Genomic DNA, 26,364 nt, shown 5'->3' with positions numbered 1-26,364 from the left:
CGACGGAGTCTCGTTCGCTCGGTCGTTGTCGACGGGGTCCGAGACCATGTACTGTACTGCCTCGCAGAATCTATCGCTCGCTAGGACAAAAGTTTTCTTGCGCCTCGAACTATCTGCCCGTATGTACATCCCGCGAGTGCCGCGCTCCCCTCTCGATAATGGGATTTGACGACCGCCTCGAACTCTTCGTCACGCAGCAGGCTCGGGTGCTGGTCGCCGTCCTCGCCATCGCGGGCGTCGCGTGTCTGGTCGCCGCCGGCTACGTCTTTCTCACGCCGACGACGCAGACGGTGACCGAAGAGACGAACGTGCAGTCGGTCGAGACCGGCGTCGACACGCGGGCGGTCGTCACCCAGAACACGACGCTCTACGAGCGCGGGTCGACGCTGGAGAACCGCTCTGTCTACTTCATGACGATTTCGCCCGACGTGTCGTTCCGCGTCCACACCGACGTCCCCGCGAACCAGTCGGTCAACGTCACACAGCAGTTAGTCCTTCGCACCGTCGGCGTTCGGGACGGCACGCCGTTCTACGAGAACGAGACCGTTCTCCTCGACGAACAGACGCTCGTCACCGACGGGACCGTCGTCGACGCGCCCTCGCTCAACGTCTCCACGCTCGACCGCGACCTCCAGCAAAAGCGGACCGAGACCGGCGGCGTCGGTCAGTTCAGGACGAGTCTCAACCTCACGGTCACGTACCAGACGGGCTCGTACAGCGGCACGCTCGAAGCGAGCACGCCGCTCGCGTTCTCCGGGCGGGCCTACTACCTCGAACGGTCGCTGGCCGACGACCGGCGGCACTCGACGACCGTCGCGCGGACCGTGACGCGACCGCCGAACCCCGTCGAGTACGGCGGACTCGCCGCGGCCGCGTTGGTGCTGTTCGGACTCGCGGGCCTCGTCATCCGCACCGAGTACCGAAGCGACCCCGAGGAACTCCGCACGAGAATCTCGCACAGCCGCCACGAGGAGTGGATTTCCCGCGGCGAGTTCCCGACCGACGCGAACAAGCCGTACATCTCGATTCTCACCCTCGAAGACCTCGTCGACGTGGCCATCGATACGAACCGGCGCGTCATCTTCGACCCCGAAATCGAGACGTACGCCGTCATCGACAGCAGCGAGATATACTACTACTCGCTCGACGAGACGAACACGCACGCGTGGCTCAACCTCTGAGCCGGACCTTCGGGCGTGAACCCTCCTACGGCGCTACGGCGGCCGTTCGAGGTTCTCGAACTGATAGCGGCGGTTCGTCACGGTGTGGTACGCCGCCGAGAGGCCGAACGCCGCGACGATGACGGTCGGGTAGGCGAGAAGCGGGACCGTCCCCGTCGGGAGCACGTCGGCCCACAGGGCCGCCACGATGAGACTCGACAGGACCGAGAGGCCGAGGTAGTACACCCCCCACGGAACCGAGTTCTCGGGGACGATGTCCATGTAGATGTCGAGGCGCTCCATGCGCTCCGTGAGTTCGACTTCGCCCCGGTCGTAGCGGAGGACGCCGGCCTGTTCGAGCCGCGGTAGGTGCGTCTGCTGGAGCGACGTGTAGACGGTTTTTCGCTCGGCGGAGGTCAGCTCCGAAATCTCCTTGTCCTGTTCCCACGCCGCGACCTGCTCTGCGAGGTCTCCGAGTTCGACCGCGCCGTCGGCCCGCTTGCAGTAGTGGAGGGTGTACCGCCGGCGGTGGTTGCTCATCAGGTCGAAAATTTCGTCGCGCGTCAGCGCGTCGTCGGCCTCGCCGCCGTCGTCGGCCTCGCCGCCGTCGTCGCGCTCCGAGGGTGACGCGCGGCCGAGCAACCCACCGGCACCGCTGGGACTCATCTATCGACCGTCGATACTGCCCCACCGCACATAGTTCCTCTGCTGTCAGCGGCTGCACAGATACCGCCTCGCGCGGCGTGCCGACGGCCCGCCCGTCAGTCACCGGCCGACGACGACTCCCGCTCGACGTGAATCCGTAGCGTGGCGCTGTACGCCTCGGGGTCCGGAAGGTCCTCCAGCGTGCTCGGCCCGGTCCACGGGATGAGGTTAATCTGGAGGCCGAACGGGACCGACTCACCCGGCCCGAGGACCCCCTCCGGCCCCGACACCGCCGTGCTCACGTCGAGCAGGTCGTCTCCGTCCGTGCCCGGGGCGAGCGCCTCGTCGCCGGCGGTGATTTGGAGCGCCGCCTCGACGTCTTCGAGCGTCGAGTCCGAAAGCGAGTCGCTCGCCACGTCGAACTCGAAGTAGACGCCGTCGATGTCGGCCTCGCTGACGTTGGTGAGGCGGACGATATCCTCGAAGCGCGTGATAGCGCGCTTGTTGACGCCATTCTCGTCGCCGCCGGGAGTAAGCCGCGTCACGTAGCCGGACGCGTTCGTTTCGACGTGAATCGGGGGGTCGTTCGCCGCCGTGAGAGAGAGGTAGTCGGGTGCGACGATGCGAAAGCTCGCCCCCGACGTTGACTGGGTCGTCGTCGTGGCGCTCACGCCGAGGACGCCGCCGACGATGAAGAAATTGCTGAGAACGAAGAGGGTCTGGCGGCGTGTGGGCATGGATGGGAGCGACGTATTTGGTTCAGTCGCGTGAGCGCGTCGTTACTGCGTCGGTTCTGCGACTGCCGTGACTTCCTCGATGAGGGTGATGTTCTCGCTTACGTCTCCGAACGTCCCGCTCGTGTCGAACTCGCTGGAGATGTTTCCGAGCGTCGCGTCTGTCTCCAGCGACACCGGAACTCTGCTACCCGAGTCCGCCGACGCTGCCACGGTGACGAAGTTCTGAGGATTGTGAGTGGACTCGTTCGGGTCCGACGAGATGACGTTGCCGTCCGAGTTGACGAACTGGAACGCCTCCTTGGCGGTCGCCGGAGTGACGGTTCCGCCGTTCGTGGTGACTGCGTTCCCGAACGTGGTGAACTCGAAGCCGACGTCGTACGCGGTGTCGGGATTGTTGTTGACGATATCGAATATCTTCCCAAGGTCCTGTGCGCCGCTTCCCTTCTCGATGGCGACCTGAATCTCTATCATGCCACCGCTGCTGTTCGAGTTATCGATGACGTGGACCGCCGGGAGGTCCATCTGTTCGAGGCTCCCGAAGTCGATACCACCGGCGGCCGCGTCGCCGTCGGCGTCATCGTTGTCGTCTTGGAACACGGAGACGTTCGCTCCCGGGTTGTCCGGAACCGTAATCGAGATGTTCGCCCCCGGCGAGACAACGCGGAAGCTCCCGTCCCCGTTCGACGAGAGGACTTCGGTCGCGCCCGTCCCGAGGACCGTTCCGGTCCCGATTGCGAGCGTTCCAATCGCAGTGATGACGTTGCGTCGTTTCATGCTCTCAGTTTAGGCGCTGTCGTCGACGGCGAAGATGCTCAGTTCGCCGGTGGCATCAGCATCACTCGAGGTCAGAGTCGTGTCGATTTCGACATCGACGGTAACCGAGGACCCTGCGGAGAGAGACGGTGCAGAACCGTTGCTGCCCGTCTCGCTGAGCGTGAAGGTGATTTCCACGTCTTCGCCGCCGTCACTACCGACGGTCAATGTGACTTCCGTATTGAGATCACTTGCGCTGGGGACGTCGGGGCCCGACCCGGACCCGAGACCGACCTGAACGGAGTTACCCTCCGCGGAGTTGTTCGCAATCGTGAAGACGCCCGTGAGCGTCGTCACCGCGTTCTCGTTGAAGCCGGAGTCGTTTCCGTCGTTTCCGTCCGCGTCCAGCGTCAGCGTCAACGTATCTCCGGTGTTGTCCACGTACGGGCTGTCAGAGGTCAGCTGAAGGAACGCACTCCCGTCGCCAGCCGTACTCACACTCACTTCACGCGCCGCGCTCACGGTCGTAAACGCGCCCGTTCCGACGAGTGCGCCGCCGCCGCCGACGAGTGCTCCGAGTCCGATCAAGATGTTGCGTCTGTTGATTGCCATGGTTGTGTTCTCCCTGACACAGGTGACTGCGTCGTTGTCTCTCCCAACAGAGCCTACCCACTTTGTATTCCGGTGCTTGAACGAGTTCTCGGTCGTCGTTCCGTTCGACAAGCCCGGCTTTCTCCCCGTCGAGTCGGGTTCAAGCCCACCTTTCGGGGCGCATTTTCGACGTTCAAGCGAGGGTTTAACACAGAAAAAATCGGCTCGTAGTCTATCGATTTCCGTTCGCCCCCGACACTCGTGGGTCGAATTTTCGTGGGCATTGGTAACTCGGTCCTCTACTCATGGTACCATTGAACATGATATACTAGCACATCGAAATCGATGGTCCCCGACTCGTGACGCGTCGCGACCCCGCCGACGCCTGCGCGCGCAGCGTTCGCGGGCGCTGTCGGGTGGGCGAGACGGCGATAGGTAATTACGGATTCGCGCGTAGTGTCTCATACACGCCGTGAAACTCAGCGACGTCCTCGAATACGCGGTGCTCGGCTTCCTCGTCCTCGCCGTCGTCGCGCTGCTGTTCGGGCAGGCGCTCGGCCAGCCGGTGCTCCTCGGCTACGTCGAGACGGGGAGCATGTCGCCGACGATGGAGCCCGGCGACGGCTTCATCGCGGTTCCGTCGGTGTTCCTCGAAGACCCCGAATCCGGCGACGTGGTCGTGTTCAACGCGCGAGAGCTCCACGGCGGCGGGCTGACGACCCACCGGGTGGTCAGGTGGACCGAAGAGGGGTACATCACGCGCGGCGACGCCAACCCCTTCACCGACCAAGAGAGCGTCGAGCCGCCGGTCAAGCGGTCCCAAATCGTCGCCGAGGCGCTCCAGGTGAACGGGAACGTCGTCGTCATTCCGCAACTCGGTGCCGTCGTGGGGGCGGTGAACGGGCTCGCAACTGGCGCGTTCGACCTCCTCGGGAGCCTCCCGGGGTTCGAGAGCGCCGCCGACGGGGAGCCCTCCCCGATGTTCCTCGTCGCTATCGGTGGGATTCTCATCGCGCTGAGCCTCGTGTTCGACGGCTCCGGCGGCGGCCGAAAACAGAGCTCGCACAGCCGTCGCCGCCCGGACTACTACACGAGCGGCGTCGTCCTCTTCCTGCTCGTCGTCATCGTCGTCACGCCCGCGACGTTGAACATGGTTCTCGGGTCGGGGCCGACGGAACTGACCATCGTGAGCTCCGAGTCGCCGAACGAGAACCCGCTCGTCGTCGGCGTCGGCGAGACGGCGACGGTCGACTACCGCCTGACGAACAACGGCTACGTTCCGGTCATCACCGTCGTCGAATCGCGCGACCCGGGCGTCTCGTTCGGCCAGTCCGTGTTTGTGGTCCCCGGGAAGGGGTCGAAAAACACGACGCTCACCATCGAAGCGCCGGACCGAACCGGCGCGTACGACCGCGAGATACGCGAACAACTGTACGTCCCCGCGCTTCCGCAGACGGTTATCCTCGGTTTACACGAGGTTCATCCGTTCCTCGCAATCGCGGCTATCGACGCCGTGTTGGCGTTCGTGACGCTCCTCGTGAGCGTCCTCGCGCTCGGTCTCGGCCCGATTCGGTTGCGCTCGACCGGCCGGAACGTCTCGCTCGTCGAACAGTTCAGACGCAAGTATCTGTGAGTGCGCTGGACGCCGGGGGTCTGCAGCGTACGCGCGCGCCTGACTTCGACTACCCGCGAATCTGTCCGGCGCTCGGCGTTCCGGTCACTCCCGCGCCGCCGGGGTCGTAGTCGAGGGTGTCGTCTCGGTCTCGGATTTCGAGGCCGTCGACCGAGAGCGTCGCCGACGCGTCGCCGAGTTCGACGGCGAGTTCGGCGTTCGTGGTGCGCAGGTCGGCGTCGCGGAGGAACGCGTCGCCGTCGGCCGAAAGCGACACGTCCGCGTTCGTCGTCTCGAAGACGCTCTCGTTCGCGCGGAGGTCGCCCGCGGATTCGACGGTAATCTGCGCGTTCTTCGTCTTGACCGTCGCGCCGTCGAGCGTCACGTCGCCGACCCCCGACTGGAGGTCGATCTGGGCGTTTTTCGTCTTGATAGACGCGCCCGCGGCACCGATGCGTTCGCCGGTGAGGTCAATCTGTTTTTCCCCGTGGACCGTCGCGTCCTCGATGTCGAGGAGGCCGTCGTCGGCGTCGAGCGAAATCTGTCCGTTGACGACCGTAATCGAGGCGTTCCGGGCCGACACCGTCTCCCCGCCCACCTCGATGTCGCGGTTCCGGTTCTGGAGGCTCGCCTCGCGGATGTCCACGGGACCGTCGTCGGCCGCGAGGTCGATTTTCCCGTTTCGCGCGCTGATGCTCGCGCCGCGAGCCTGAACCGACTCGCCCGAGACGGTGACCTTGCCGTTCTNGTCGGCCGCGAGGTCGATTTTCCCGTTTCGCGCGCTGATGCTCGCGCCGCGAGCCTGAACCGACTCGCCCGAGACGGTGACCTTGCCGTTCTGGTTGTCGAGCGTCGCTCCCGTGACGTTCACGGGACCGTCGTCGGCCGCCAGTTCGATTTCGTCGTTCGTGTTCCGGATGGTCGCGCCACCGGCCTCAATCGTCTCTCCAGTCAGTTCGACCTTGTCGTTCTTCCCCCGGACCGCGCTCTCGCGCACGTCGAGCGTCCCGCTGTCGGCCGCGAGNTCAATCGTCTCTCCAGTCAGTTCGACCTTGTCGTTCTTCCCCCGGACCGCGCTCTCGCGCACGTCGAGCGTCCCGCTGTCGGCCGCGAGTTCTATCTTCCCGTTTTTCGCGTCTATCGTCGACCGACGGAGCGTTATCGACTCGCCCGAGAGCGTGACCTGGCCCCAGTCGGAGTTGACCGTCACGTCGGTGAACTCGATGCTCGTCTCCGCCTCGATGTCGACCGAATCACCGCTCGTGAACGTCGTGTGCGTGACGACGACGCGCTTGGCCGAGATGTCGATGGAGCGCCAACTGTTGTCGATGGTGCCGTTATCGGTCCCGACGACGAGCACCGCGTCGTCGTCGTTGAACGTCGCGACCTCCTGTTCGGTCAGGACGCGTTCGCCGTCGTCGTAGGCGATGTCCTCGTCACTGTCGACGTAGGCGACGCCGTTCGACGGCCCCGGTGGGGTGCCTTCGCCGCCATCGCTCCCGTCGCCGCTATCTCCGTCGTCGTTGCCGCCGCCGTTCCCGGGGTCGTCGTCGCCGTTCCCGGGGTTCCCGCCGCTGTTCCCGCTCGTGCAATCGTACTCGACTCGCGCTTCGAGCGTCGCACCGGAGATAGAGACACCGTCCGCCTGCGCGGAATCGACTTCGACGACGAGTGTCGCCACGCCGCTCCCCGCGTTCGGTCGCCGGCAGTAGGCCGTCACCTGGTGCTCGCCGCTCCGGCTGAGCGTCGGAGAGCCGCCCGACTGCGCGAGCGAAAGCGCGTTCACGTCGAATCTGGCGGTGTAGTCGACGGTCACGTCGGTGCCGAGGTTGTTCACGATTGACCCGACCGCCACGGCGTTGCCGCGGCCGGGGCTCGTCACGACCTCGCCGGTCGGTTCGAGCGCGACGAGGGCTCGGTCGTCGTCGACGACCGAGACGTCGACCGGCCGCTGTCCGGAGACCGAACTAAAACTGCCCGTCGGAACCGCGGCGAGGGTGACGCCGAGCACCACGATGAGGACGCCGGCGTACCAGAGATTCTGATTCATGCGACGGTCTCCAGAGCCTACTCGTCCGTAGGACGTGGAGCGCCTTGTACACACCGACTGACGGCGGTTCGGTCGGCCGCGCTTCTCGTCCGGCGGATGTGACTCTTGAGAACAGTTTCGCCCCGTAAAGGGGTGACCGAACCTAAGGGGAAGGGGGGAAGGGGGGATGAGTTCGGTCAAGTGGATGCGTCCGAGGGGTTACTCTGTACGGTGCTGCATCCAACTAAACACAATCACTTCGAATATATAAATGGTTCTGATTGTCAATCTGAAGAACAATCTCTCAGAAGATGTAACGATGTTACATCTATTACATCTATTGAAACGACTATGCTCCTCGGTATCGTATTCCCTGTTATGGCGGGACACACACCGGCACGACGGCCCAGCGACGCACTCGAACGGGCGACGGCTCACGTCGACCGCGCCGAGGAACTCCTGTGGGAGTGCGCTCGCGACCTCCCGGACGACGCGGACGACGAGTTCGACCGGCTCTTCGAGCGGTTGTGGGCCGTACAGAACGAACTCGGACGGGTCTCGCTCCCGGCCGCCGACGCGGCCGACGAGGCGGAGCAGACGCTGGGCCCTTTCGACTTCCCGTCGACCGACGACTGACCGGTCCCGACTGGGTTCGGTGACTACTCCGCTTGCCGTTCTAACCACTCTCTCGCGTCGGTGACGAGGTCTAACAGCGCCTCCTCAATGGGGCCCTCGCCCGCGAGGTTCACGCTCCAGGTGACCTGCGACTGTACCGCTTGGAGGTTGAGCATCGTGTTCTGGATTCGCGACGCCAGCACCACCGGGACCGTCGCGTCGAACCGCCGGATACCCTTGACCGCCTCGACGCCGTCGAACACCGGCGGGGCGTGGAGGCAGATGACGAGGTGGGTCGGTGCCTCGGTCAACCGTTCGAACAACTCTCTGCTCGACTCCACGAACTCCACGTCCACGTCGGACTGTGCTATCGCCGAATCCGCGGGTTGCGGGCCGTACGCGAGGATGCGCGGCGTCGCCGCTATGCTGGTCTCAGACACGCACCTAGCTGTTCGCCGAGAGAGTATTTGACACTTTCTCCGGAACGAACCGCCGCCGGCCGCACCCCTGCTTCGGCGGCGGTCTGCGACGCGACCGGGTTAAAACAACGTATCGAGGCGCTCGTCGACGACGCCCTCCGCATCGCCGCCGGCGTCGGCGCTCGTCTCGTCGGCCTCGCGGTCACGGCGGTCCCGCTCGGCCTCGACGGCGGTCGACCGGACCTCGGCCACGCGGTCGCTCCGCGACACGTCGCCGAGGAGGACGAGCACGCCGACGTGGTTCGACTCGGGGAGCGGGTAATCGCCGCCGCGGACCTCCATGCTCCCGGTCTGCTCTTCGACCCACGTCCGACTCCGCTCGATGGCCTTCCGGTTGAGCCACTCGGGCGGGCCGCTGACGACGACCAACCCGCGGGACGCGGAATCCACGTCACACGGGAGGGTGAGCCGACCGAGCACCGCCTTCCGCGTCTGGGTCGTGATGCGGTTGATGGAGTCGAGTTCGTCCACCGACGACGACCCCCCGCCCAGCAGTCCCTTGATGCTGAACCCGCCGCCGTCGTCGCTCTCGGGGAGTTCGCTCGCCGCGTAGCCGATGGTCGAGATGCCGCCGCCGCGGAGGGTGTTGATGACCTCCGAGGAGTCGACGACGCTTTCGCCGACCGTCCCCGACTCGCTCACCTCGCCCGAGGCGAAGAGGATGCCGAGGCGTCGCACCAGCTCTTCGTTCATCGAGTCGTGGGCCGCCGAGACGTCCTCGCCGGCGTTCGCCCACGCCCCGTTGTCGAACGCGAACACGTGGTCGGTCACGTCCACGAACGTCTTGAGCGACCGCGCGGCGTTGCGCGAGTAGAGCGCCCCCTCGTCGGCCGCGGGGAGGATGCCGACGCCGTAGATGGGCTGTTCGTAGATGCGCTGGAGGTGCTTCGCGAGCACGGGGGCCGCACCGCTTCCCGTGCCGCCGCCGAGACCGGCGAAGATGAGAAACGCGTCGGCCGTGGAGGTCGGTGCGCCGTCGGTGCCGCGAAGGAGCTGTCGGCTGTCGCGCTCGGCGAGTTCGGCGGCGAGTTCGTTGTCCGCGCCGACGCCGTGACCGCTCACCTCGTCCGCGCCGAAGAGGATGCGGTTCTCCTCGGGGACGAGGTCGAGGCCGCGGAGGTCCGCCGACGCGGTGTTGTACGCCACCGCGTCGACGACGTAGTCGGCGTTCGTGCGCTGTTCGTACCGAAGGAGGGCGTCGAGAACGTTCCCACCCGCTTGTCCAACTCCGAAGCAAAGGACCTTCATCGTCTCTTTGTGGCACGCCATTAATGGTGAATCTTCTGTTAGCGGACTGTCACACGTGGTTCTTCGGCCCCGCCAACGGGGTAGTTCTATACGACCCGGGCGAGAACCACCGGCAAACTGCATGACCTGTCCGCGGTGTTCACAGCCCCTCTCGACGCTCTCGCTCGACGGCCGCGCGGCGCGCTACTGCGAGCGGTGCGGCTTCGTCGGCGTCGAGACGGTCCACGAGCGTGACGCGCCGAACCGAGAGTCGTGGGACGACGCGATAGCCCGCTTTCACGCACGGGCGGTCCGCGGGGCGCGCGAGCGCGACGAGGGCGTGGCGGCTGGAGACGAAGGCGGTGACGACGAGTCCGCTGACGGCGACAACGAGTCCGAACCCGGGGGCGACGAGGCTGACGACGCCAACGGGGCGGACGACGTCGCCACCGACGAGAGCGACGCGACTGAAGGTGTCGCTGAGTCCGGAGCCGTCGAGGCCGACGAGACGGGTGACAGCGACGCCGCTGACCGCGAGCCCAGCGACTACCAGCGCAAAAACGGGGAGGACGGCGACCGCGGGGACCGCACGGGAGACGAGTAACGCGCTCGCTCGCGCGCTCCCGGCGGCGCGTCGACCTCGGTCGTGACGTACTGTCCGGTCGGGTGCGTCAGTTCGGGTCGGCGCTCAGTTCGATTCCGGCGCGGCTTCTGCTTCGGGTTCCGGTTCGGGCTCTGGTTCCGAGGCGCTCCCGCCGGACTCCTCTTCGGAGCGGGCGGCGACGAGCGACCCGCGGGCGACGCTGTACAGCGGGCGGTCGATGCTCCGGACCTCGTTGACCGAGAACGGAATCGTCGAGTCTTCGAGGTGGTGTTCGAACAGCTCCTCGAAGCCTTTCGGACTGGAGGTGCCGCCGGTAACGACGACGGGCACGTCGAGGCCCTCCTCGATGTCTTCCTCGTCGACCTCGCGCTCGATGTTCTCGATGACGTAGTCGAGGAGGTTCTCGTAGTAAATCGACAGCGCGCCCTCGACGCCGCCGACGTCCGTCCGGAAGTCGAGTTGGAAGTCGTCTTCCTTGATGGACGTGACCTTGTCGACGGCCGTGCCGGTGGCCTGGGCGGTCTGCTGGTCGATCCAGTCGCCGCCGCGGGCGATGGAGAACTGCATGACCGGCACCGCGTAGTACGCCAGGCAGATGTTCGTCATGCCCGCGCCGAAGGAGACGCCGAGACCGGTGAAGTTGTTGTCGGCGAGTTCGCTGTAGATGACCGCCATCCCCTCGTTGATAGGTTCGGGGTCGTAGCCCATGTCGCCGAGCATCGATTCGAGCGTCTTGTCGTGATACAGCGTCGAGAGGTCCGAGTCGATGGGGTCCGCCGGACTCGAATAGAAGAGGCGCTCGTTCGGCCGGGAGGGCGAGCCGACGACCTGCTCGATGATGAGCTTGATCATCGGAATCGCGGAGGACTCCTCGCTGGAGAGGATGCCGTGTTGCATCGGTCGGCGCGTCTCCTTGCCGAAGATGTTCGCGAAGTTGAGCGCGTCGTCGCCGACGACGTACACTTTGTCGTCCTTGCGGATGTGGAGCACGTCGCTCCGCGAGAGCATCTGCTCCGCCATGTCGCTGTAATCGATTTCGACGAACGAGTTTCGCTGCTGGACAAATACGGTCTCACTTCCATCCTGGCTCGCGGACAGGATGTTCATGGTACCTACGTCAAGGCCTTTCGCCATACCTCACGCGTCGTAGGGCTGTCGCATAAATCTGTATGCGCTTTTGACATTCACTTCCGCCAATGAATCCAACGCCGAACCGATGGCCCGGCGTCCCGAAACGACTCAGGAGAACAGTCCGCGAATTCGGTCGACCACGCCGTCCGAGTCCTCGCGTTCGGCCTCCGCCTGCTGTTGCTTCCGAAGCTCGGCCAGCGCGGCGGCCTGGTCGTCCGTACTGTCGCCGACCGCCGTGTCCTTCTTCCCGCCGCGGAGCCCCTGTAGCCCGGCGACCGCGTCGTCGACCCCGCCGCCGCGCGTCTCGGTCACCTTGGCGTTCTCGAAGCTCGCCCGGTCCACGTCGTCGACGGCGGAGGTATCGAGCTTCAGGCGGGTGGTCTCGGTCTTGCGGACGCCGCCCCACGACAGTTCAGTGTTCGACATCGCCTCGTCCATGTCGCGGCGAACCTGCGCGGAGACGGCTTCCTCGTCCTCGCCGTCGTCGGTCGCCTCGGTCTCCGCGTCGCTCCCGCCCGCGGCGGGGCCGCTCGTCCTCGCGCGGGCGAGTTGGAAGCCGACGAGCGACGTGCCGCTCGCGGCGACGACCGCCACCGCGCCGAGCGAGTAGATGCCGACGATGCGGCCGCTCTGGTCGGCGCTCGCGGAGACGTTCCAGTTGTGGGGGTACGCGCCGACGAACTGGACGACGGCGACCGCGCAGACGAGGAGCCCCGCGCCCGCGAGGACCGTCGGGAACCGGTACTGGGAGGGAAGTAGGACCACGACGGAGACGAGGAGAAGGGGAATCCCGAGCGCGCCGGTGACGCCCGCGACCTCGCGGAGTTCGTACTTGAAGATGTTCTCGGGCGGGATGCCGCCGCTCCACACCACCGCCGCGAGCGCGACGGCGAGCAGTCCGATAGCCGTAAAGAACAGCGCGAAGCCCGCATAGACGGTCGTCTCGTCGGGGTCGGCGTCGACGTACCGCCGGTAGAGGGCGATGAGGGTGTTCTGCCCGTCACTCGACATGCCTCAGACCACTCTCCCGCGCGACATATAATGTTCGCCGGGTTCGGGGTTCGTACCGCCGTCGGCGTCCGACCCGACGCCCCGTCACGACCCGCCGGCGCACCGTTACTGTCCGCCGGCGTGCTCGACGGACATGTCGTAGGCCGCGACCGTATCGCCGAGGGTCGCCTCGGTGAGCGTGGGGTCCGCGTCGAACCGCGCGCTGGTGAACCGAGCGGGCCCGCGGACGACGGTGTCGCCGAAGGCCGCGGCGTCCGTCACGTGCGTGTACGCGAAGTCCAGTCGGCCCTCGATTTCCACCCCGAAAACGAGCGAACCCACGGTGCAGTCGGAGAAGTCCACGTCGCGCGCGACGCGGACGCCCGAACAGAACACCTCGTCGCCGAAGCGCGCGTGGTCGCAGACGACGCTCCCGCCGACCGTGGTTTCGACCACGCGCACGGGTGACTCGGCGGAACAGACCGCGTCGGAGAGGTCGAGGCCGCCGGTCACGGTCACGCGGACGAACGACGCCGGTCCCGACTCGAACCGCGCGCTCCGGAACCGGAGCGCCCGCCCCTCGACGGTCGCGTTGTCGAAGTAGACCGGGCCGTCGAACGCGCTGTGCGTGAAGTCGACGGTCCCGTCGCGGGCGGTGAGCCCCGTGCAGTCGACCCGGCCGCCGAAGCCGGCGCTCGTCGCGTCGATGCCGCCGTCCACCGTGAGTCGCGTCGCGTCGAGTTCGCCGTCGACCGTCAGGTGTTCGAGCGAGAGGCCGTCGTCGACGGTCGCCGACGCGGCGACGATGTTCCCGCGGACGCGGCAGTGCGCGAGGGAGAGCCGACGGTCGCACGCGACGTTCCCGAGGTCGAGGCGACCGCCCAGTCGGGTGTGGGAGAACCACGCCGGCCCGCCGAACTGCGCCTCCGCGACGGACACGTCGTCGTCGACGACGCCCTTCCGGAACGTCGCCCCGCCCTCGAAGCGCGCCTCGGTCGCGACGACCGCCCCCGCGCTGAAGCCGGTCGCGTCGAAGCGCTCGCCGAAGCGCGACTCGCAGAGCACCCAGCGGTCCCCGACCTGGAGATTGCGACAGGTGACTGTCGCGAGCGCGGCGAGCCGCTGCATGCACACCGCGCCGCCCACCGAGACGCGGTCGAGCCGCAGCGGGCCCTCGAGCGCCGCGTCGCGCAGGTCGATATCTCCTTTCACCATCGCGCCGCGGAAGTCGAGCGGCGCGTCGTCGTCGAGCGCCAGCCCTGCGAGGTCGATGCGTTCGAACGACCCGCCGACGAACGCCGACGGCCGTTCGGGGTCGGCAATCGTCTCGCGGAGCGCCTCGGTGACGGCCGCGGGTCGCGTTTCGCCGACGGGGCGGTGAAAGAGACAGCGGTCGGCCGCACCGCTCGCGGGGTGCGGACAGCGCCACACCGATGGCGATTCGTCGGCACCCGTCTCGTCGTCGGCGTCGAAGACGTGCTTGTAAGCACAGCGAGCGGGGCGTTCCACGTCGCTCGACCGTTCGTCGTTATCACGTAAATAGGTTGTCACGATGTCGCGAACGTCCGATTTCACCTTCGTCGCCACCTCAGCCGGCTGCTCTGATTACCGCTCGATGAAGGGCGCGCCGGCTTCCGCGTCGCCGACGACAGCCGAGAACGTCGCCGCGAACTCGAAGTCACGGACGGGAAGCGTGACCAGCCGAACCGTCTCGCCGGCGCTGTCGTGGAAGCCGACGACGGTCCGGTCCGATTCGAGTTCGACCGAACAGCCGGCGAAGATGGGGCGGTTGAGCTGTATCGTCCGCACCTCCCGGACTTCCTCGGGGGTCGCCTGCTCGCCGTCGTGTCGAATCTGCACGAGTCGCGTCTCGGTCAGAAGCACCGTCATCTCCTCGTAGTGGCTGACCGACCGGAGCGTCTCGTGTTCACCGACGAACTGGTGAATCGACTCGTAGAGGCTCATACGTCGCCTACTCGACCCACTCCTATCAACGTATCTACAACAGTTTTTCGGCGTCTCTCGACCGTCAGCGCGGGTCGCGGACCTCGCGACTCGCGGCCTGAACGGTCGGGGCCCGACCGTCTGTCAGAGGCGTGCAGGCGGGACGGGCCGCCGTGACTGGGCAATCGCGCTGTCCACATCCTGACCAACACGACCGCCCGCTATACGGTCGTCGTCGGGAGTATATCAACGTATGTGCCCGTTGGCTGCGTGGACGGTCGAAAAACCGGTGTTCGAGATCAGTCGGCGGCCTCGATACCGGGGTCGCCCGTCAGGACGATGATGTCGGCCATCCCCCGCACGGACCTGAACGGGACCCGAATCCCCCGAGGGCCGACTTCCATTCCCTCGGGAGGCTCTTCGACCGAGACGAGAAGCGCGGTCACGCGGTCGTCGTCGAGGTCGACACAGAGGTCGACTGCCTCGCCCAACCGGTTCCCCGAGGCGGTGTACACGGGGCGGCCTTCGATGCTTGGAATCGGTTCGATGCCCGTCGGTGACTGGGGGACCATACCTACGCCATCGAACGTGTCAATCAAAAATACCTCGGTCGATGCGGACGGTTCGGTCCCGAGGGTATCGAGAGTGTGATGCGTTCCGGTCCAGACGCGTACTGCGCGATAGTCACCGAGAGACGACGCGAGCGCTGAATATTCTCCTACGTCGATATGTATTTAGGCACGCCTAATGGATATGAATCTGGTCAGGACAAACCGAGCCTCGGTGTTCCTTCCACAGACCCACCACCACTACCGAGGCCGACTGACCATTTTCTCACGGACAAGCGGTCGGTCGTGTTTATCCCGCTGTCGTCTCTCCCGCCGAGCGCTGTCGCCGCCTGCACTGTGTACAGTCCCGTTGTCATAATGCAAAGCAATCTTCACATTTATGTTTTTGAATATACATTTCTCCGTATGGTAGACAGTCCGGTCCGGGCGTATGGTGCGCTGTTCGTCGTCGTCGCGGCGGCGGTCAGCGGTGCCATCATCCTCTCGGGCTTCGTCGCTATCGATTTCGTGCTCGACGCGCTCACCGTCTGGGGCTACATGGCCGCGGTCGGCGTGATGGTCGTCTGTGCGGCGGTCAGTTGGCTGACCGACCTCCCCGGCATCCTGTCGAGCGAGTTCGGAAGCGGCGGACGGTGAGACGACACGGTAGCGACCGCTGACGTATCTCCCGCTGTTCGCTGCGCCAATTCAGTCACCCGCTTTTCCGTGTAGTCGAAATCGCGCCGGCCGTGTGCCTCCCCGCGGCACGCTCCGCCGTTCTCGGGGGGTCGTTTGTGTGCAGTATGTGGACACACCCTGACATTTATATCGGCCAAACTGTATTTAGTCAACCATGACTAGTGGGTATAAAACGCTCTGGCAGGGTACCGTTTCGCTCATACTCGCAGCAATTGTTCTTTCCGGGGGAGTCGTCGGTTTCGTCTCACCGACTGTCGTATCCGGGGCTCCGACGGATTCTGTGCAGTCGGCGAACCTCGCGAGCGACGGCGCCGGACAGGGCGTGGTACATACGCAGAACGGCTCGAACACAACACAGTCATCACCGCCAAATACGACCAACTCGTCCCTCTCTCCTTCGACAACAACCAACTCGTCGCTTTCTAACGAATCGAATTCGACTCCGAATCAAACTACGACGCCAGTCAACCAGACCGACGAGTCGCAAGATTCGGAGGGAGTGACTGAACACAACGAAACATCCAATTCTTCGACTCCGGTAAACGAGACCGAGACATCGGAGTCGAATTCCACAGAAACACCTGTGAACGAGACGGAGACTCCGGAGTCGAACACCACCGAAACACCGGTGAATGAGACGGAGACTCCGGAGTCGAACACCACCGAAACATCGGTGAACGAGACGGAGACTCCGGAGTCGAACACCACCGAAACATCGGTGAATGAGACGGAGACACCGGAGTCGAATTCCACCGAAACCCCGGTGAATGAGACGGAGACGCCGGAGTCGAACACCACCGAAACCCCGGTGAATGAGACCGAGACACCGAAGTCGAATTCCACCGAAACTCCGGTGAATGAGACCGAGACACCGGAGACGAACGAGACTGAAACACCACGGGCAAACGATAGCGACATTCAAGCGCAGGCGACGAACGGGACGGTCGAGGCGGCGCTATCCGGCTCGGTGAGTATCACGTCGGTCAACACGACGGTGTACGACGTACCGGTCGATTCGATTGCGAGCGGCCAGCCGGTGTCCGTTACTGTGGACTACTCGCTGTCCGGACAGAGCTCCTACGAAATCTGGATTTACGAGGAAGACGTGACCGAGCTTTCGGACGAACAGTTAGCTTCCAAGACGGTGACGTCGGACTCGGGAGAGACGACCATTCGCGTTCCGGGGGACGAGCTGGACGACGCCGCCAGTGACGAGTCGTTTACCGACCCCGGCGTCGAACTTCGGGCGGTCGTGTTGCGGGGATTCCTCAAGGACGATATCGAGTCCACGTCGGTCAACAAGGGCAGAACGAGTAGCACGATCTACCTCGCCGACGACTCGGTCGAGACGCCCGTCGTCGAAGGAGACACGACTCGCGTCACGCTCTTCGGCTGGGGTTCGGACACGTTCGCGGGGTGGGAACTGAGAGAGGACGACCTGCTTTCGAACCCGCTCGTGGCGTCCGGCAGCGCCCGAACCAACAGCTCGGGCTACTTCGAACAGGACGTGCAGTACACGCCCAGTGAGTACCGAAGCGGAGTCGGCGACCCGCCGATCGAGATATACGCGGCGTCCGACGACTCCTCCGACACCACGCGGCAGTTTACCGTGGGCGTCACCGAGTCTGACGACCCGCCGGTCATCGACGACATCAGCTTCGACCCGTCGGTCCCGAACCCGGACGACAGGAACGGGAACAACGGCGAGACAGTCACGATGACCGCCTCGGCGAGCGACGATAATCGAATCAGGTCGTACGACTGGGACGTCGACGGTGACGGCCAGTACGAGTACTCCGGGGAGTCTATCGACATCGTCTACCGCGACGGCGGCGACTACGACGTGACCCTCCGGGTTACCGACTCAAGCGGACAGAGCGTCACTGAGGGAGAGACGCTCCACGTCAACAGGCGTCCGTACCCGCGAATCGACGGTCCGGGGTCGGTCGTCTCGGCCCCGGCGGGCGGCAGCGCGACGGTCACGCTCGATATCTACGACTCGATGGACCCCGACGGGAACATCGATTATTCGGGAACGACGTGGGTCGTCGCCGGTATCGACGGCACCGACTTCGCGACGGAGACGTACACCGACCGCGGCGGTGAACTCCGACTCGATCTCCCGGCGGGGGACTACCGCGTCGAGGCGTACGTCGAGGACGACAACGGGTTCCGAGCGCTGACGAACCGCGTCGGCGAGTCGGTTGAGTTCGAGGTCAATGCCCGTCCGTCGGTTGCGGCGTCCGGCCCGAATGAGGTCAACGAGGGTCGGTCGTTCACTCTACAGGCGTCTGGGAGCGACGATAACGGCGACTCCCTATCTTACTCGTGGACGCAGACGAGCGGCCCGGGAACGGCGGAGGGAAGCGGCAGCTCGGTGACGTTCGAAGCGCCCGAAATCGACAGTAGCAGCCGTCAACTAACGTTCGAAGTCACCGCCGACGATGGCCACGCCACGGCGAGTGACACGGTCACCGTCACCGTTCAAAACACGAACGCACAACCGACTGCGGAGCTCGCCGCGACGCCGACGGAAATCGACGAGGGCCAATCGGTTACCTTAGACGCAAGCGGGTCGTCTGACCCGGACGGAACGAGCCTCTCGTACGCGTGGGAGGTCGTCTCCGCCCCGACGAGCGACGCGCCGACGCCGTCCGGTGCGAACGGGGATGTCACGCTGACGACGCCGGGCGAGTACACCTACGAGGTGACGGTGACTGACCGCGGCGGAAAGTCAGATACGGCGACAGTCACGGTGTCCGTTGCCGACGTGAACCCGGCTCCGACCGCTTCACTCACCGCCTCGTCATCGACTATCGACGAGGGACAGTCGGTCACGCTCGACGCCAGCGATTCGTCCGACCCGGAGGGCGAACAACTCGCCTACTCGTGGCGCGTGCTCTCCGCACCGGCGGGCGATGCGCCGACACCGTCCGGTGCGAGCGGGTCGGTGACGCTGGCGACGCCGGGCGAGTACACTTACGAAGTGACGGTGACTGACCGCGACGGTGACGGGAAGTCCGACACGGACACCGTGACCGTGACCGTCGCCGACGTGAACCCGACACCAACCGCTTCGCTCACGGCCTCGCCGTCGGCTATCGACGAGGGACAGTCGATCACGCTCGACGCCAGCGATTCCTCGGACCCTGAGGGCGAGGCGCTGACGTACTCGTGGGAGGTTGTCTCCGCACCCGTCGACAATGCTCCGACACCATCGGGCTCCGGTGGGGATGTCACGCTGACAACGCCGGGAGAATACACCTACGAGGTGACTGTAACCGACCGTGGTGGTGACGGGAAGTCCGACACAGCTACGGTCACCGTGAACGTTGGAGATGTTAACGAAGCGCCGACGGCGGAAGTAGAGGCGTTCCCATCGACTATCGACGAAGGCCAGTCGGTCACACTCGACGCCAGCGACTCCTCGGATCCCGAGGGATCGCGCCTCACGTACGACTGGCGAGTCCAGTCTGCTCCTGTCGACAATGCTCCGACACCATCGGGTTCCGGCGGCGATGTCACGCTGACGACGCCGGGCGAGTACACCTACGAAGTGACGGTGACAGACCGTAGCGGCGATGGGAAGTCCGACACGGCCACCGTCACCGTGAACGTCGGAGACGTCAACAAAGCGCCGGCCGCTTCGGTCACGGCGTCGCCCGACGAAGTTCGCGTGGGGTCGGATGTGACGTTTGATGCGACTGACTCGTCGGACCCGGAGGGCGAACAACTCGCGTACGACTGGGAGGTCGTCTCGGCACCGACGAGTGACGCCCCGACGCCGTCCGGTGCGAGCGGGTCGGTGACGCTGACGACGCCCGGTGAGTACATCTATGAGGTGACCGTGACCGACCGCGGTGGCGATGGGAAGTCCGACACGGCCACCGTCATCGTGACCGTCTCGAACGAGACCGGAACGACGGTCGACCTCCGGTCCGATTCGGTCGCGACGACCGGCCAGCGGACGAACGTCAGCGTCGTCGTGCAGCAGGCCACGGACGGGGTTCGCTCGTACGACGTGACGCTGTACGTCTCGAACGCGTCGGTCGCGGCCGTCGAGGACGTCTCCTTCGCCGGCGACCCGCAGTTCTCGAACGCGAACGTCTCCGACGGTGGCACATCCGTTCGGGTGACCGCGGGCGCCGCGAACACGGCCGACAACGGGTCGGTCGTGATTGCAAACGTAACGCTCCTCGCCGACGCCGCCGGAACCACGGACGTGCGTGCGACCGTCCAGGCGCTCGGTGACGAGAACAACGACGCGTACGTGGTCACAGCGGTCAATAACACGACGGTCACCGTCGAGTCCGGACCGCCCGCGATAGGGTCCGACCGTAACTCGCCGACCGACCCGGACGACGACGGCGTCTACGAGGACGTCAACGGAGACGGTGAGTTCAACGTCATCGACGTCTCTGCGCTCTTCGATAACCGAAACGACGCGGCCGTACAGGAGCACGGTCGCTTCTTCGATTTCAACGGAGATGGCGCGTTCAACGTCATCGACGTCTCCGCGCTCTTCGACCAACTCTAACCACTCACGATGTCATTCCACACTCGCGCGCTGCTCGTCGGGGTCGTGTTGCTCGCTGCGGTCGCCGGGAGCCTCGCGTTCGCCCCGCTCGCACAGGCCGCAGGTGAGACGACCGTTCGTCTCTCACCGGTAAACCAGTCGGTCGAAGCGAACGACACCGCGACGGTCGATATCGTCGTCGAGAACGCTTCGGAGGGCGTCCGGTCCTACGACGTTTCGGTCCTGCTTGAGCGGGACGGCGTCGCTAGCGTTGCCGACGTCGAACTCAAGGGTGACCCGGGGTTCTCCGACGTCACCCCGGGAGACGACCGCCAGCGGGTTCGTATCACTGCCGGGACCGCTGACACCGCAACCGGGTCGAACGTGACGATTGCGACCGTGACCTTCACCGCCAACGGCACGGGCACGACGCCGGTCGCGCTCCGTGTGAACGCCCTCGGCGACAGCAACAACGTCGCGTACTCGGTGTCGCGGACCGTGAACGGGTCGCTGACGGTCGGTGACGCCGACGCCGGCGAAGATACGTCCGCTCCGGTCGCAGACGCCGGCGACGACCTGACGACACCGGTCAACACGACCGTGACGCTGAACGCGAGCGGTTCGACGGACAACGTCGGTATCGACACCTATCAGTGGGACCTCGATGGGGACGGAGACGTCGAGCGAACGACCGAGACCCCGACGGTGACCACGTCGTTCGCTCGCCCCGGAACGACGGCTGTCGAACTCAGAGTAACCGACGCCGCCGGGAACACCGACTCGGACACCGTGAACGTGACCGCGGTGAGCGACTCGGAGGGCGTTACGGTGCGGTTGGACCCCGAGTCGACCCGTATCTCGCGGGATAACGAGACTGCGGTCGATATCGTCGTTGAGAACGTCACGAACGGCGTCCGGTCGTACGACGTCTCGGTTTCGACGGCTGACGGCTCGCCGGTCACCTTCGAAAACGCGACGCTCGCCGGCGACCCCGGCTTCCAGTCGGTCGATATCGCCCCGAACGGAGACCGAATCTCTATCACCGCAGCGGCGGCCGACACGCCTGACACCGGCGCGGTCACCGTTGCGACGGTGACGGTTCGCGGGACTCGCAGCGGAACCGCGACGCTCGAAGCGACCGTCACGGCGCTCGGCGACGAGGATAACGAGCCATACACCGTCGGGACCGTGTCTAACACGTCGGTGACCGTTGGACAGCGCACCGGACCGCCCGCAATCGTCGCGGACCGCCTCCCGACGGACGTTGATAACGACGGCGTCTACGAGGACATCAACGGCGACGGGAACGTCTCGGTCTCGGACGTGCAGGCGATGTTCGCGAACCGAGACGACGACGCGCTCCGACAGCAGCGCGGCGCGTTCGACTTCACCGGGGACGGTGACATCAACATCGTCGACGTGCAGCGTCTCTTCGCCGACGTTCGCGGCCGTCCCGCCTGACACCCGACACGCCGCTTCCACGGTCGCTCGTGGCCGTGCCGTCGGCGACCGGTTGGTTCTCTTTCTTCCGCCACCCTGTCCGAACGCTGGGTGTGACCGCGTTCCAGTCCGCCGTTGCATCCCCACGCTCGGCTCGCACCCGTGGTGAGCGGTCGCCGTTCGAACGCTCGTGGTGACGGAGGCTCCACACGCCGACCCACGAGGACGAGCGACCGGTGGCCCGCAGAAAAAACGTCCCGTCGCGGGGGCTCCCGCGAGGGTGCTGTCTCAGTCCCGAATATCGACGAACAACCGCTGTACGTCGACGATGTTGACCTCGCCGTTACCGGAGAAGTCGAACGCGTCGGCGTTGTCCGTGATGGCCGGACTGTTCCGGTTCGCGAACATGGCCTGCACGTCGGAGACAGTCACGTTTCCGTCGCCGTTGACGTCTTCGAACGTTCCGTCGCCGTCCGGGTCAGTCGGCACGTCGTCCGATGCGCCGACCGGCTCTAGCGCAACCGCGGTGAGGCTCACACCGCTCTCGGAGCCGATGTCGTACTCGGTTCCGGGTTCGCTTCCCAGCACCGTCTCCGACACTGCGAGTTCGGACGTTCCGGTGGACGTGAGCGTGACGTTCACGCGAGCGAAGGTGACGGTCCCGTTCTGCGCCGTGTCCATGCCGAACGCGTCGATTGCGACCGAGTCGTTCTCCGGGCCGCGATTGACATCCGTCCCGTTCGGCGAGCCGAGGACGGTCACGTCGGTAATCGTTCCCGCCGTGCCGTTCGTCAGGTTGAGCGTCGTTTCGAACGCGCCGACGCCGTCGGTGACGTTCGTCGCGACGAGGTCGACGGTCACCGTCTCGTTCACGCTCGCGGTCGTCGGCGTCGCGAGCGCGCGAACGTCGACCGCATCCGGCGTTGTGTTGCTCTCGTCGTCCTCGTCGTCGTCCAACTGGACGGTCACGGTTCGGTCGTCGTCGAGCGAGAGCGTCTCGGTGGTCTCGAGACCTTCGAGGTCGGTCGCGTTCGGCGGCGCTTCGACGGTCAGCCGAAGGTCGCCGACGAGTTCGACACCGGGGCGACCGGTCGCGTCGAGCACCATCGTCCCGTTCGGGAGGGTGCTTCCGGAGACGAAGCCGACCGAACCGTTGTTGCGGTGATCGACGGTAACGCGGGCGTTCTCGACCGGGTCACCGCTCGCGTCGACGACAGAGACGTTGAGCCGGTGGGCCTCGGGGAGCGCGACTGTTCCGGCGTCGTGCGGGGCGGTCCCCACGTTGATCGACGTCGCCGCGTAGACGTCCGGGACGGCGTCACGCGGGAAGCTCGTTCCCTCTTCTGCGTAGCGTTCCTGTCTGAACTTCAGGCTGTAGGTTCCGTTTTCCGCGACTGCCACGCTGAACGACCCGTCGTCGGCCGTGCGAGCGAAGCCGCCGCCGGACGTTCCGTTCGTATCGCCGAGGACGACCGCGGTCCGGTTGACCGCCGGTTCGCCGTCCGCCCGGACGAACTGTCCGGTGACGTCTACACGGTCAGTCAACCGGAGCGTGAGGTCCGTATCCGACGTGACGTTCAGCCGTGTCCCGACGAACGTCTCGTTCGGCCCGTACACTTGGACCTGCACGTTGCCGCCGTAATCGTTGGGGACCGCGTCCGGGCCGGCCACTTCGACACCCTGCGTCTGGCCGAAGATGAGGCGGCCGTCGTTGTCGGTCTCCCCGCTGACGGAGTCGAACACGCGGTTTCCGCCGTAGGCGACGACGACCGTCGCGTCGTCGACCGGGTCACCTTGCCGGTCGAGTACGGTCACGTTGAGGCGGTTGGCATTCGGTAGTTCATCGCTCCCGAGGTGCATCGAGTCGTCGGCGTAGACGCGGTGGAGCGGGTAGAGGTCCGGCACCCCGTCGACTTGGCTACTCGGCTGGACGAACGAAACCTGATACGCTCCGCGGGCGGCCGTCAGGTCGTATTCGCCGCTCGGTCCGAGCGACGACACGTCGCCGTCGGGTGCGCCGAGACGAGTGTTGAGCGCGACCTCACCGGGCGGAACCGTTCCGTCGGCGGCCTCCACGAATCCCGTCAGGTTCGACTCCGACCCGTCGGTCTCGTTCGGCGCGAGCGTGAACGAGAGTTCGGTGTCGCTCGTCACGGTGGCGCGCTGCTGTTGAATCGTCTCCTCGTACGCGTCGGAGTCCGCCGGCGGCAGGACCTCGACGGTCACGTTGCCGGTGACTTCCACGCCGGGACGGGATGCATTACTGAGGGTGAGCAGTCCGTCACCGTTCGTCTGCCCTCCGGACACGGCCTCCGCGGGGCCGTTGGCGTGTGTAATTCGCAGCCGCGCATCTTCGACCGTGGTCCCGTTTTCGGCCGTCACAGAGACGTTGAGGACGTGGGCCTCGGGAATCTCACCATCGACGGTCGTCGTCTGTGACGTGTTGATTCGGTCGACCGCGTAGACGTCCGCGACGCCGTCGCGCGGCCACGCGTCGGCTCCGGCGGCCGACTCGCTCCCGTTGAACTGATAGAATCCGACGTGATACTCGGTGTCCTGAAGCACCGACTGGTCGAATTCGGCGATGGCCTGCGTCGTGTTGTAGAACCCGGTATCGTTCGTCGTCGCGGCGGCCGCCGGCGTGTTGGGCGACTCGTCGAAGAACGCGACCGTGTCGTTGACCAGCGGCGTCCCGTCGGTCGTCGTTATGCGACCGGAGACGGACGTGGTCTCGCGGACCGGCTCCGCGTCCTGATTGACGTCGATGTAGCCCTCGTCCGACGAGAGCCGACCGTCTGCGGTGACGGTCTGGACCATCGCGGAGTAGCCGTCTGCTTCAGTCGTCGCCGGAATCGTGACCGACGCGTTCTCGCCCGGTTCGAACGTGCGGGTCATGAGAACGCGTTCTTCCGCCTCGTTATCCCACGAGTAGACGGTGAGAACGCCGCCCTCAACCGTCTCGTCGGGGACGTCGTAGTTGATTGTCACCGTCTCGCCGGGGGCGACTTCGGTGTAGCCGTTCCCGCGGTCAGTGACGTTGACGTCCACGACGTACTGGCTCAGCGACGGCGACGTCCAGTAGTTGAAGTCCCGCGTTCGGCTGTCGGCCGCGAGGGCGACCGAGAGCTGCGCGTCCGCGGGCACGTCGTAGGTGAACGACGCCTGCCCGCTCGCGTTCGTCGTCACCAGTCCGGTGGCGAACACGCCGGCTCGCAGGCCGTCACGCGCACCGACGTACGCGACAGGTGCGTTCGAGACGGGCGAGCCATCCGCGTCGGTGAACGATATCGAACCGTTCGCCGACTGGCCGGCTTCGGCTCCGAACGCTCCGTCGAGTTCGGTTTCGCCCTGTGAGATGTCGGTGTAGCCGTAGCCGACGACCGTGCTACCGTCGACAGTCGTCGTCGCGCGCAGTCGGATGTTCCTGTTGTGGTAGTTCGCAAGCGACTGCGGCAGGTCGAACGAGACGCTCGCCGCCCCGGTGCTGTTCGTCGTTACGGTCCGGTAATCGAGGACCGTCGCGTCGACTCCCGAGAGCACGCGAACATCCTGGTTACTCACCGCCGTGCCGTTTTTCTCGACGATGACCGTCGCCGTCGCGCTTCCGTCCGGGCTGACGTCACCGCCTGTCCGGACTTCCACCTCGGCCGCCGGCTCGTCCGGCACCGGTTCGTCGTCCTCGCTCGTTCGGTTTTCGACTTCGAGTTCGGCGTCCTCAGCGATTCGGACGCCGTTCGTCTCGAGGGTGACGTCGTAGTGGACGCGGTACTCCGTCTGGTTCGCCGGCACGTCCCACGACGTCACGAACTGGCCGCCGGCAGTCGTCGTGAGCGTCTGGGTCTCCAGAACTGCATCGCTCTCGTTTTCGACGCGCAGCGTTATCTCTTCGTTCGCCAGCGGTTCGCCCGTCTCGGTGAGGACCGTTCCGGAAATCGACGCGCGCTCGCCCGGCCGAAGCTCCCACCAACCCGGGATGTTGACAGTACTGATGTACGCCGCCGAATCGATGGTCGCACGCTCGGTTTCGCCGTTCGGCCCGGTCGCGCGAACGACGTACGGCCCCGTCTGCGTCGTCGTGAACGTGAGTTGAGCGAAACTGTCGGTCCCCGTCGTCACGTTCCGCTCAGTTACGCTTCCGTCGGGTGCCCGAATCTCGACGTGGACCGGGTCGCCGGTCGTTGGTTCCCCGTCGACGCTCGTGTGGACCGCAACGTCCACGGTGCTGTTCCGCGGCGTCGTCTGGCGGTAGTACTGCGGAACGAGCTGGGCTCTCGCGCCCGCGGTGAAGCTCGCGTAGCCCGAATAGCCGCTCACGTCCGACGTAACGAACACTCGATACTCGCCGTCGTCGCGGCCGGTGAGGTCGTAGTCGACGACCGCTGTCCCGTTTTCACCGGTCGTCACGTTGAACGTGTCCGTGCCGTTCGGCGTCTCGACTTCGACCGTGAGCGACGTGTTCGCCGGCACGTACTCCTCGGTCGTCACGTTCACCGCACTCACGCGGATGTCGACAGTACCGTCGCTGTCGTACGACGGTTCGCCGTACTCGTAGGCGACGCTCGCGGCCACTTCTATCTCCGCGTTCGAGTCGTGATTGAACGAACTGAGGCTGTCTCTTATACACATCTCTGAGCGGGCTGGCAA

At 65.5% G+C, this 26,364-nt stretch carries 20 protein-coding genes; 7 read left to right on the top strand and 13 right to left on the bottom strand.

Annotated features, from left to right (window positions below; translation table 11 throughout):
• The first annotated feature begins 158 nt into the window (after positions 1-158).
• Positions 159-1,181, top strand: coding sequence for a DUF5305 domain-containing protein (locus C457_RS15965; RefSeq protein WP_008096289.1), 1,023 nt, complete (start codon positions 159-161; stop codon positions 1,179-1,181).
• Positions 1,182-1,214: 33 nt separating this feature from the next.
• Here C457_RS15965 and C457_RS15960 read toward each other — a convergent pair whose 3' ends face one another.
• From C457_RS15960 to C457_RS15945, 4 genes are all read right to left on the bottom strand, one after another.
• The gene (locus C457_RS15960) at positions 1,215-1,826 is read right to left on the bottom strand and encodes a DUF7344 domain-containing protein (protein ID WP_008096286.1); all 612 of its coding nucleotides are present in this window, start codon (positions 1,824-1,826) and stop codon (positions 1,215-1,217) included.
• A gap of 95 nt (positions 1,827-1,921) precedes the next feature.
• The gene (locus tag C457_RS15955) at positions 1,922-2,542 is read right to left on the bottom strand and encodes a hypothetical protein (RefSeq protein ID WP_008096285.1); all 621 of its coding nucleotides are present in this window, start codon (positions 2,540-2,542) and stop codon (positions 1,922-1,924) included.
• A gap of 42 nt (positions 2,543-2,584) precedes the next feature.
• Complete coding sequence (locus C457_RS15950) at positions 2,585-3,316, bottom strand: hypothetical protein (RefSeq protein WP_008096283.1); 732 nt, start codon at positions 3,314-3,316, stop codon at positions 2,585-2,587.
• Positions 3,317-3,325: 9 nt separating this feature from the next.
• Positions 3,326-4,018 (bottom strand): hypothetical protein, encoded by a 693-nt coding sequence (locus C457_RS15945; RefSeq protein ID WP_239640767.1) that lies wholly within the window; start codon positions 4,016-4,018, stop codon positions 3,326-3,328.
• Positions 4,019-4,358: 340 nt separating this feature from the next.
• Here C457_RS15945 and C457_RS15940 point away from each other — a divergent pair, with 340 nt between their 5' ends.
• Together C457_RS15940 and C457_RS15930 are read left to right on the top strand one after the other, a co-directional pair.
• Entirely contained in the window at positions 4,359-5,519 is a 1,161-nt protein-coding gene (locus C457_RS15940; protein WP_008096279.1) for a signal peptidase I, read from the top strand.
• Positions 5,520-7,905: 2,386 nt separating this feature from the next.
• Positions 7,906-8,163: a hypothetical protein gene (locus C457_RS15930; protein WP_008096274.1), complete on the top strand. Its 258-nt coding sequence runs from the start codon at positions 7,906-7,908 to the stop codon at positions 8,161-8,163.
• Between the two features lie 23 nt (positions 8,164-8,186).
• Here the strand turns inward: C457_RS15930 and C457_RS15925 are convergent, their stop codons facing one another.
• Positions 8,187-8,582: a response regulator gene (locus C457_RS15925; protein ID WP_008096273.1), complete on the bottom strand. Its 396-nt coding sequence runs from the start codon at positions 8,580-8,582 to the stop codon at positions 8,187-8,189.
• Between the two features lie 99 nt (positions 8,583-8,681).
• Complete coding sequence (locus C457_RS15920; RefSeq protein ID WP_049913689.1) at positions 8,682-9,869, bottom strand: tubulin/FtsZ family protein; 1,188 nt, start codon at positions 9,867-9,869, stop codon at positions 8,682-8,684.
• Positions 9,870-9,990: 121 nt separating this feature from the next.
• Here C457_RS15920 and C457_RS20965 point away from each other — a divergent pair, with 121 nt between their 5' ends.
• The gene (locus C457_RS20965) at positions 9,991-10,452 is read left to right on the top strand and encodes a zinc finger domain-containing protein (protein ID WP_008096269.1); all 462 of its coding nucleotides are present in this window, start codon (positions 9,991-9,993) and stop codon (positions 10,450-10,452) included.
• A gap of 84 nt (positions 10,453-10,536) precedes the next feature.
• Here C457_RS20965 and C457_RS15910 read toward each other — a convergent pair whose 3' ends face one another.
• The 5 genes from C457_RS15910 to C457_RS15890 form a co-directional block, all read right to left on the bottom strand.
• A complete protein-coding gene (locus C457_RS15910) occupies positions 10,537-11,559 on the bottom strand; it encodes a cell division protein FtsA (protein ID WP_008096267.1) in 1,023 nt (340 codons plus the stop codon).
• Between the two features lie 132 nt (positions 11,560-11,691).
• Complete coding sequence (locus C457_RS15905; RefSeq protein ID WP_008096265.1) at positions 11,692-12,594, bottom strand: DUF7139 domain-containing protein; 903 nt, start codon at positions 12,592-12,594, stop codon at positions 11,692-11,694.
• 105 nt (positions 12,595-12,699) lie between these two features.
• On the bottom strand, positions 12,700-14,082 hold the full coding sequence (locus tag C457_RS15900) for a pentapeptide repeat-containing protein (RefSeq protein WP_049913688.1): 1,383 nt from the start codon (positions 14,080-14,082) through the stop codon (positions 12,700-12,702).
• 96 nt (positions 14,083-14,178) lie between these two features.
• Complete coding sequence (locus tag C457_RS15895; RefSeq protein ID WP_008096261.1) at positions 14,179-14,538, bottom strand: hypothetical protein; 360 nt, start codon at positions 14,536-14,538, stop codon at positions 14,179-14,181.
• A gap of 278 nt (positions 14,539-14,816) precedes the next feature.
• A complete protein-coding gene (locus C457_RS15890) occupies positions 14,817-15,089 on the bottom strand; it encodes a PRC-barrel domain-containing protein (RefSeq protein ID WP_008096259.1) in 273 nt (90 codons plus the stop codon).
• Positions 15,090-15,491: 402 nt separating this feature from the next.
• Between C457_RS15890 and C457_RS15885 the strand changes: the two genes are divergently transcribed.
• Complete coding sequence (locus C457_RS15885; RefSeq protein WP_008096255.1) at positions 15,492-15,722, top strand: hypothetical protein; 231 nt, start codon at positions 15,492-15,494, stop codon at positions 15,720-15,722.
• Between the two features lie 489 nt (positions 15,723-16,211).
• On the opposite strand, the gene C457_RS20400 is transcribed toward C457_RS15885, so the two are convergent.
• On the bottom strand, positions 16,212-16,607 hold the full coding sequence (locus tag C457_RS20400) for a hypothetical protein (RefSeq protein WP_161611453.1): 396 nt from the start codon (positions 16,605-16,607) through the stop codon (positions 16,212-16,214).
• 10 nt (positions 16,608-16,617) lie between these two features.
• On the opposite strand from C457_RS20400, the gene C457_RS15880 reads away from it, so the two are divergent.
• Both C457_RS15880 and C457_RS15875 read left to right on the top strand, forming a co-directional pair.
• Positions 16,618-20,301, top strand: coding sequence for a PKD domain-containing protein (locus C457_RS15880; RefSeq protein ID WP_161611452.1), 3,684 nt, complete (start codon positions 16,618-16,620; stop codon positions 20,299-20,301).
• Positions 20,302-20,310: 9 nt separating this feature from the next.
• On the top strand, positions 20,311-21,741 hold the full coding sequence (locus C457_RS15875) for a PKD domain-containing protein (protein WP_008096252.1): 1,431 nt from the start codon (positions 20,311-20,313) through the stop codon (positions 21,739-21,741).
• A 267-nt stretch (positions 21,742-22,008) separates the two neighbouring features.
• Here the strand turns inward: C457_RS15875 and C457_RS15870 are convergent, their stop codons facing one another.
• Entirely contained in the window at positions 22,009-26,346 is a 4,338-nt protein-coding gene (locus tag C457_RS15870) for a DUF7382 domain-containing protein (protein WP_008096250.1), read from the bottom strand.
• Between the last annotated feature and the right edge of the window lie 18 nt (positions 26,347-26,364).

Origin of the sequence: Haloferax prahovense DSM 18310, assembly GCF_000336815.1 — an archaeon.
Classification (GTDB): domain Archaea; phylum Halobacteriota; class Halobacteria; order Halobacteriales; family Haloferacaceae; genus Haloferax; species Haloferax prahovense.
Note: the sequence above shows the minus strand (reverse complement) of the source record. Positions and strands in the feature narration are given on the sequence as shown.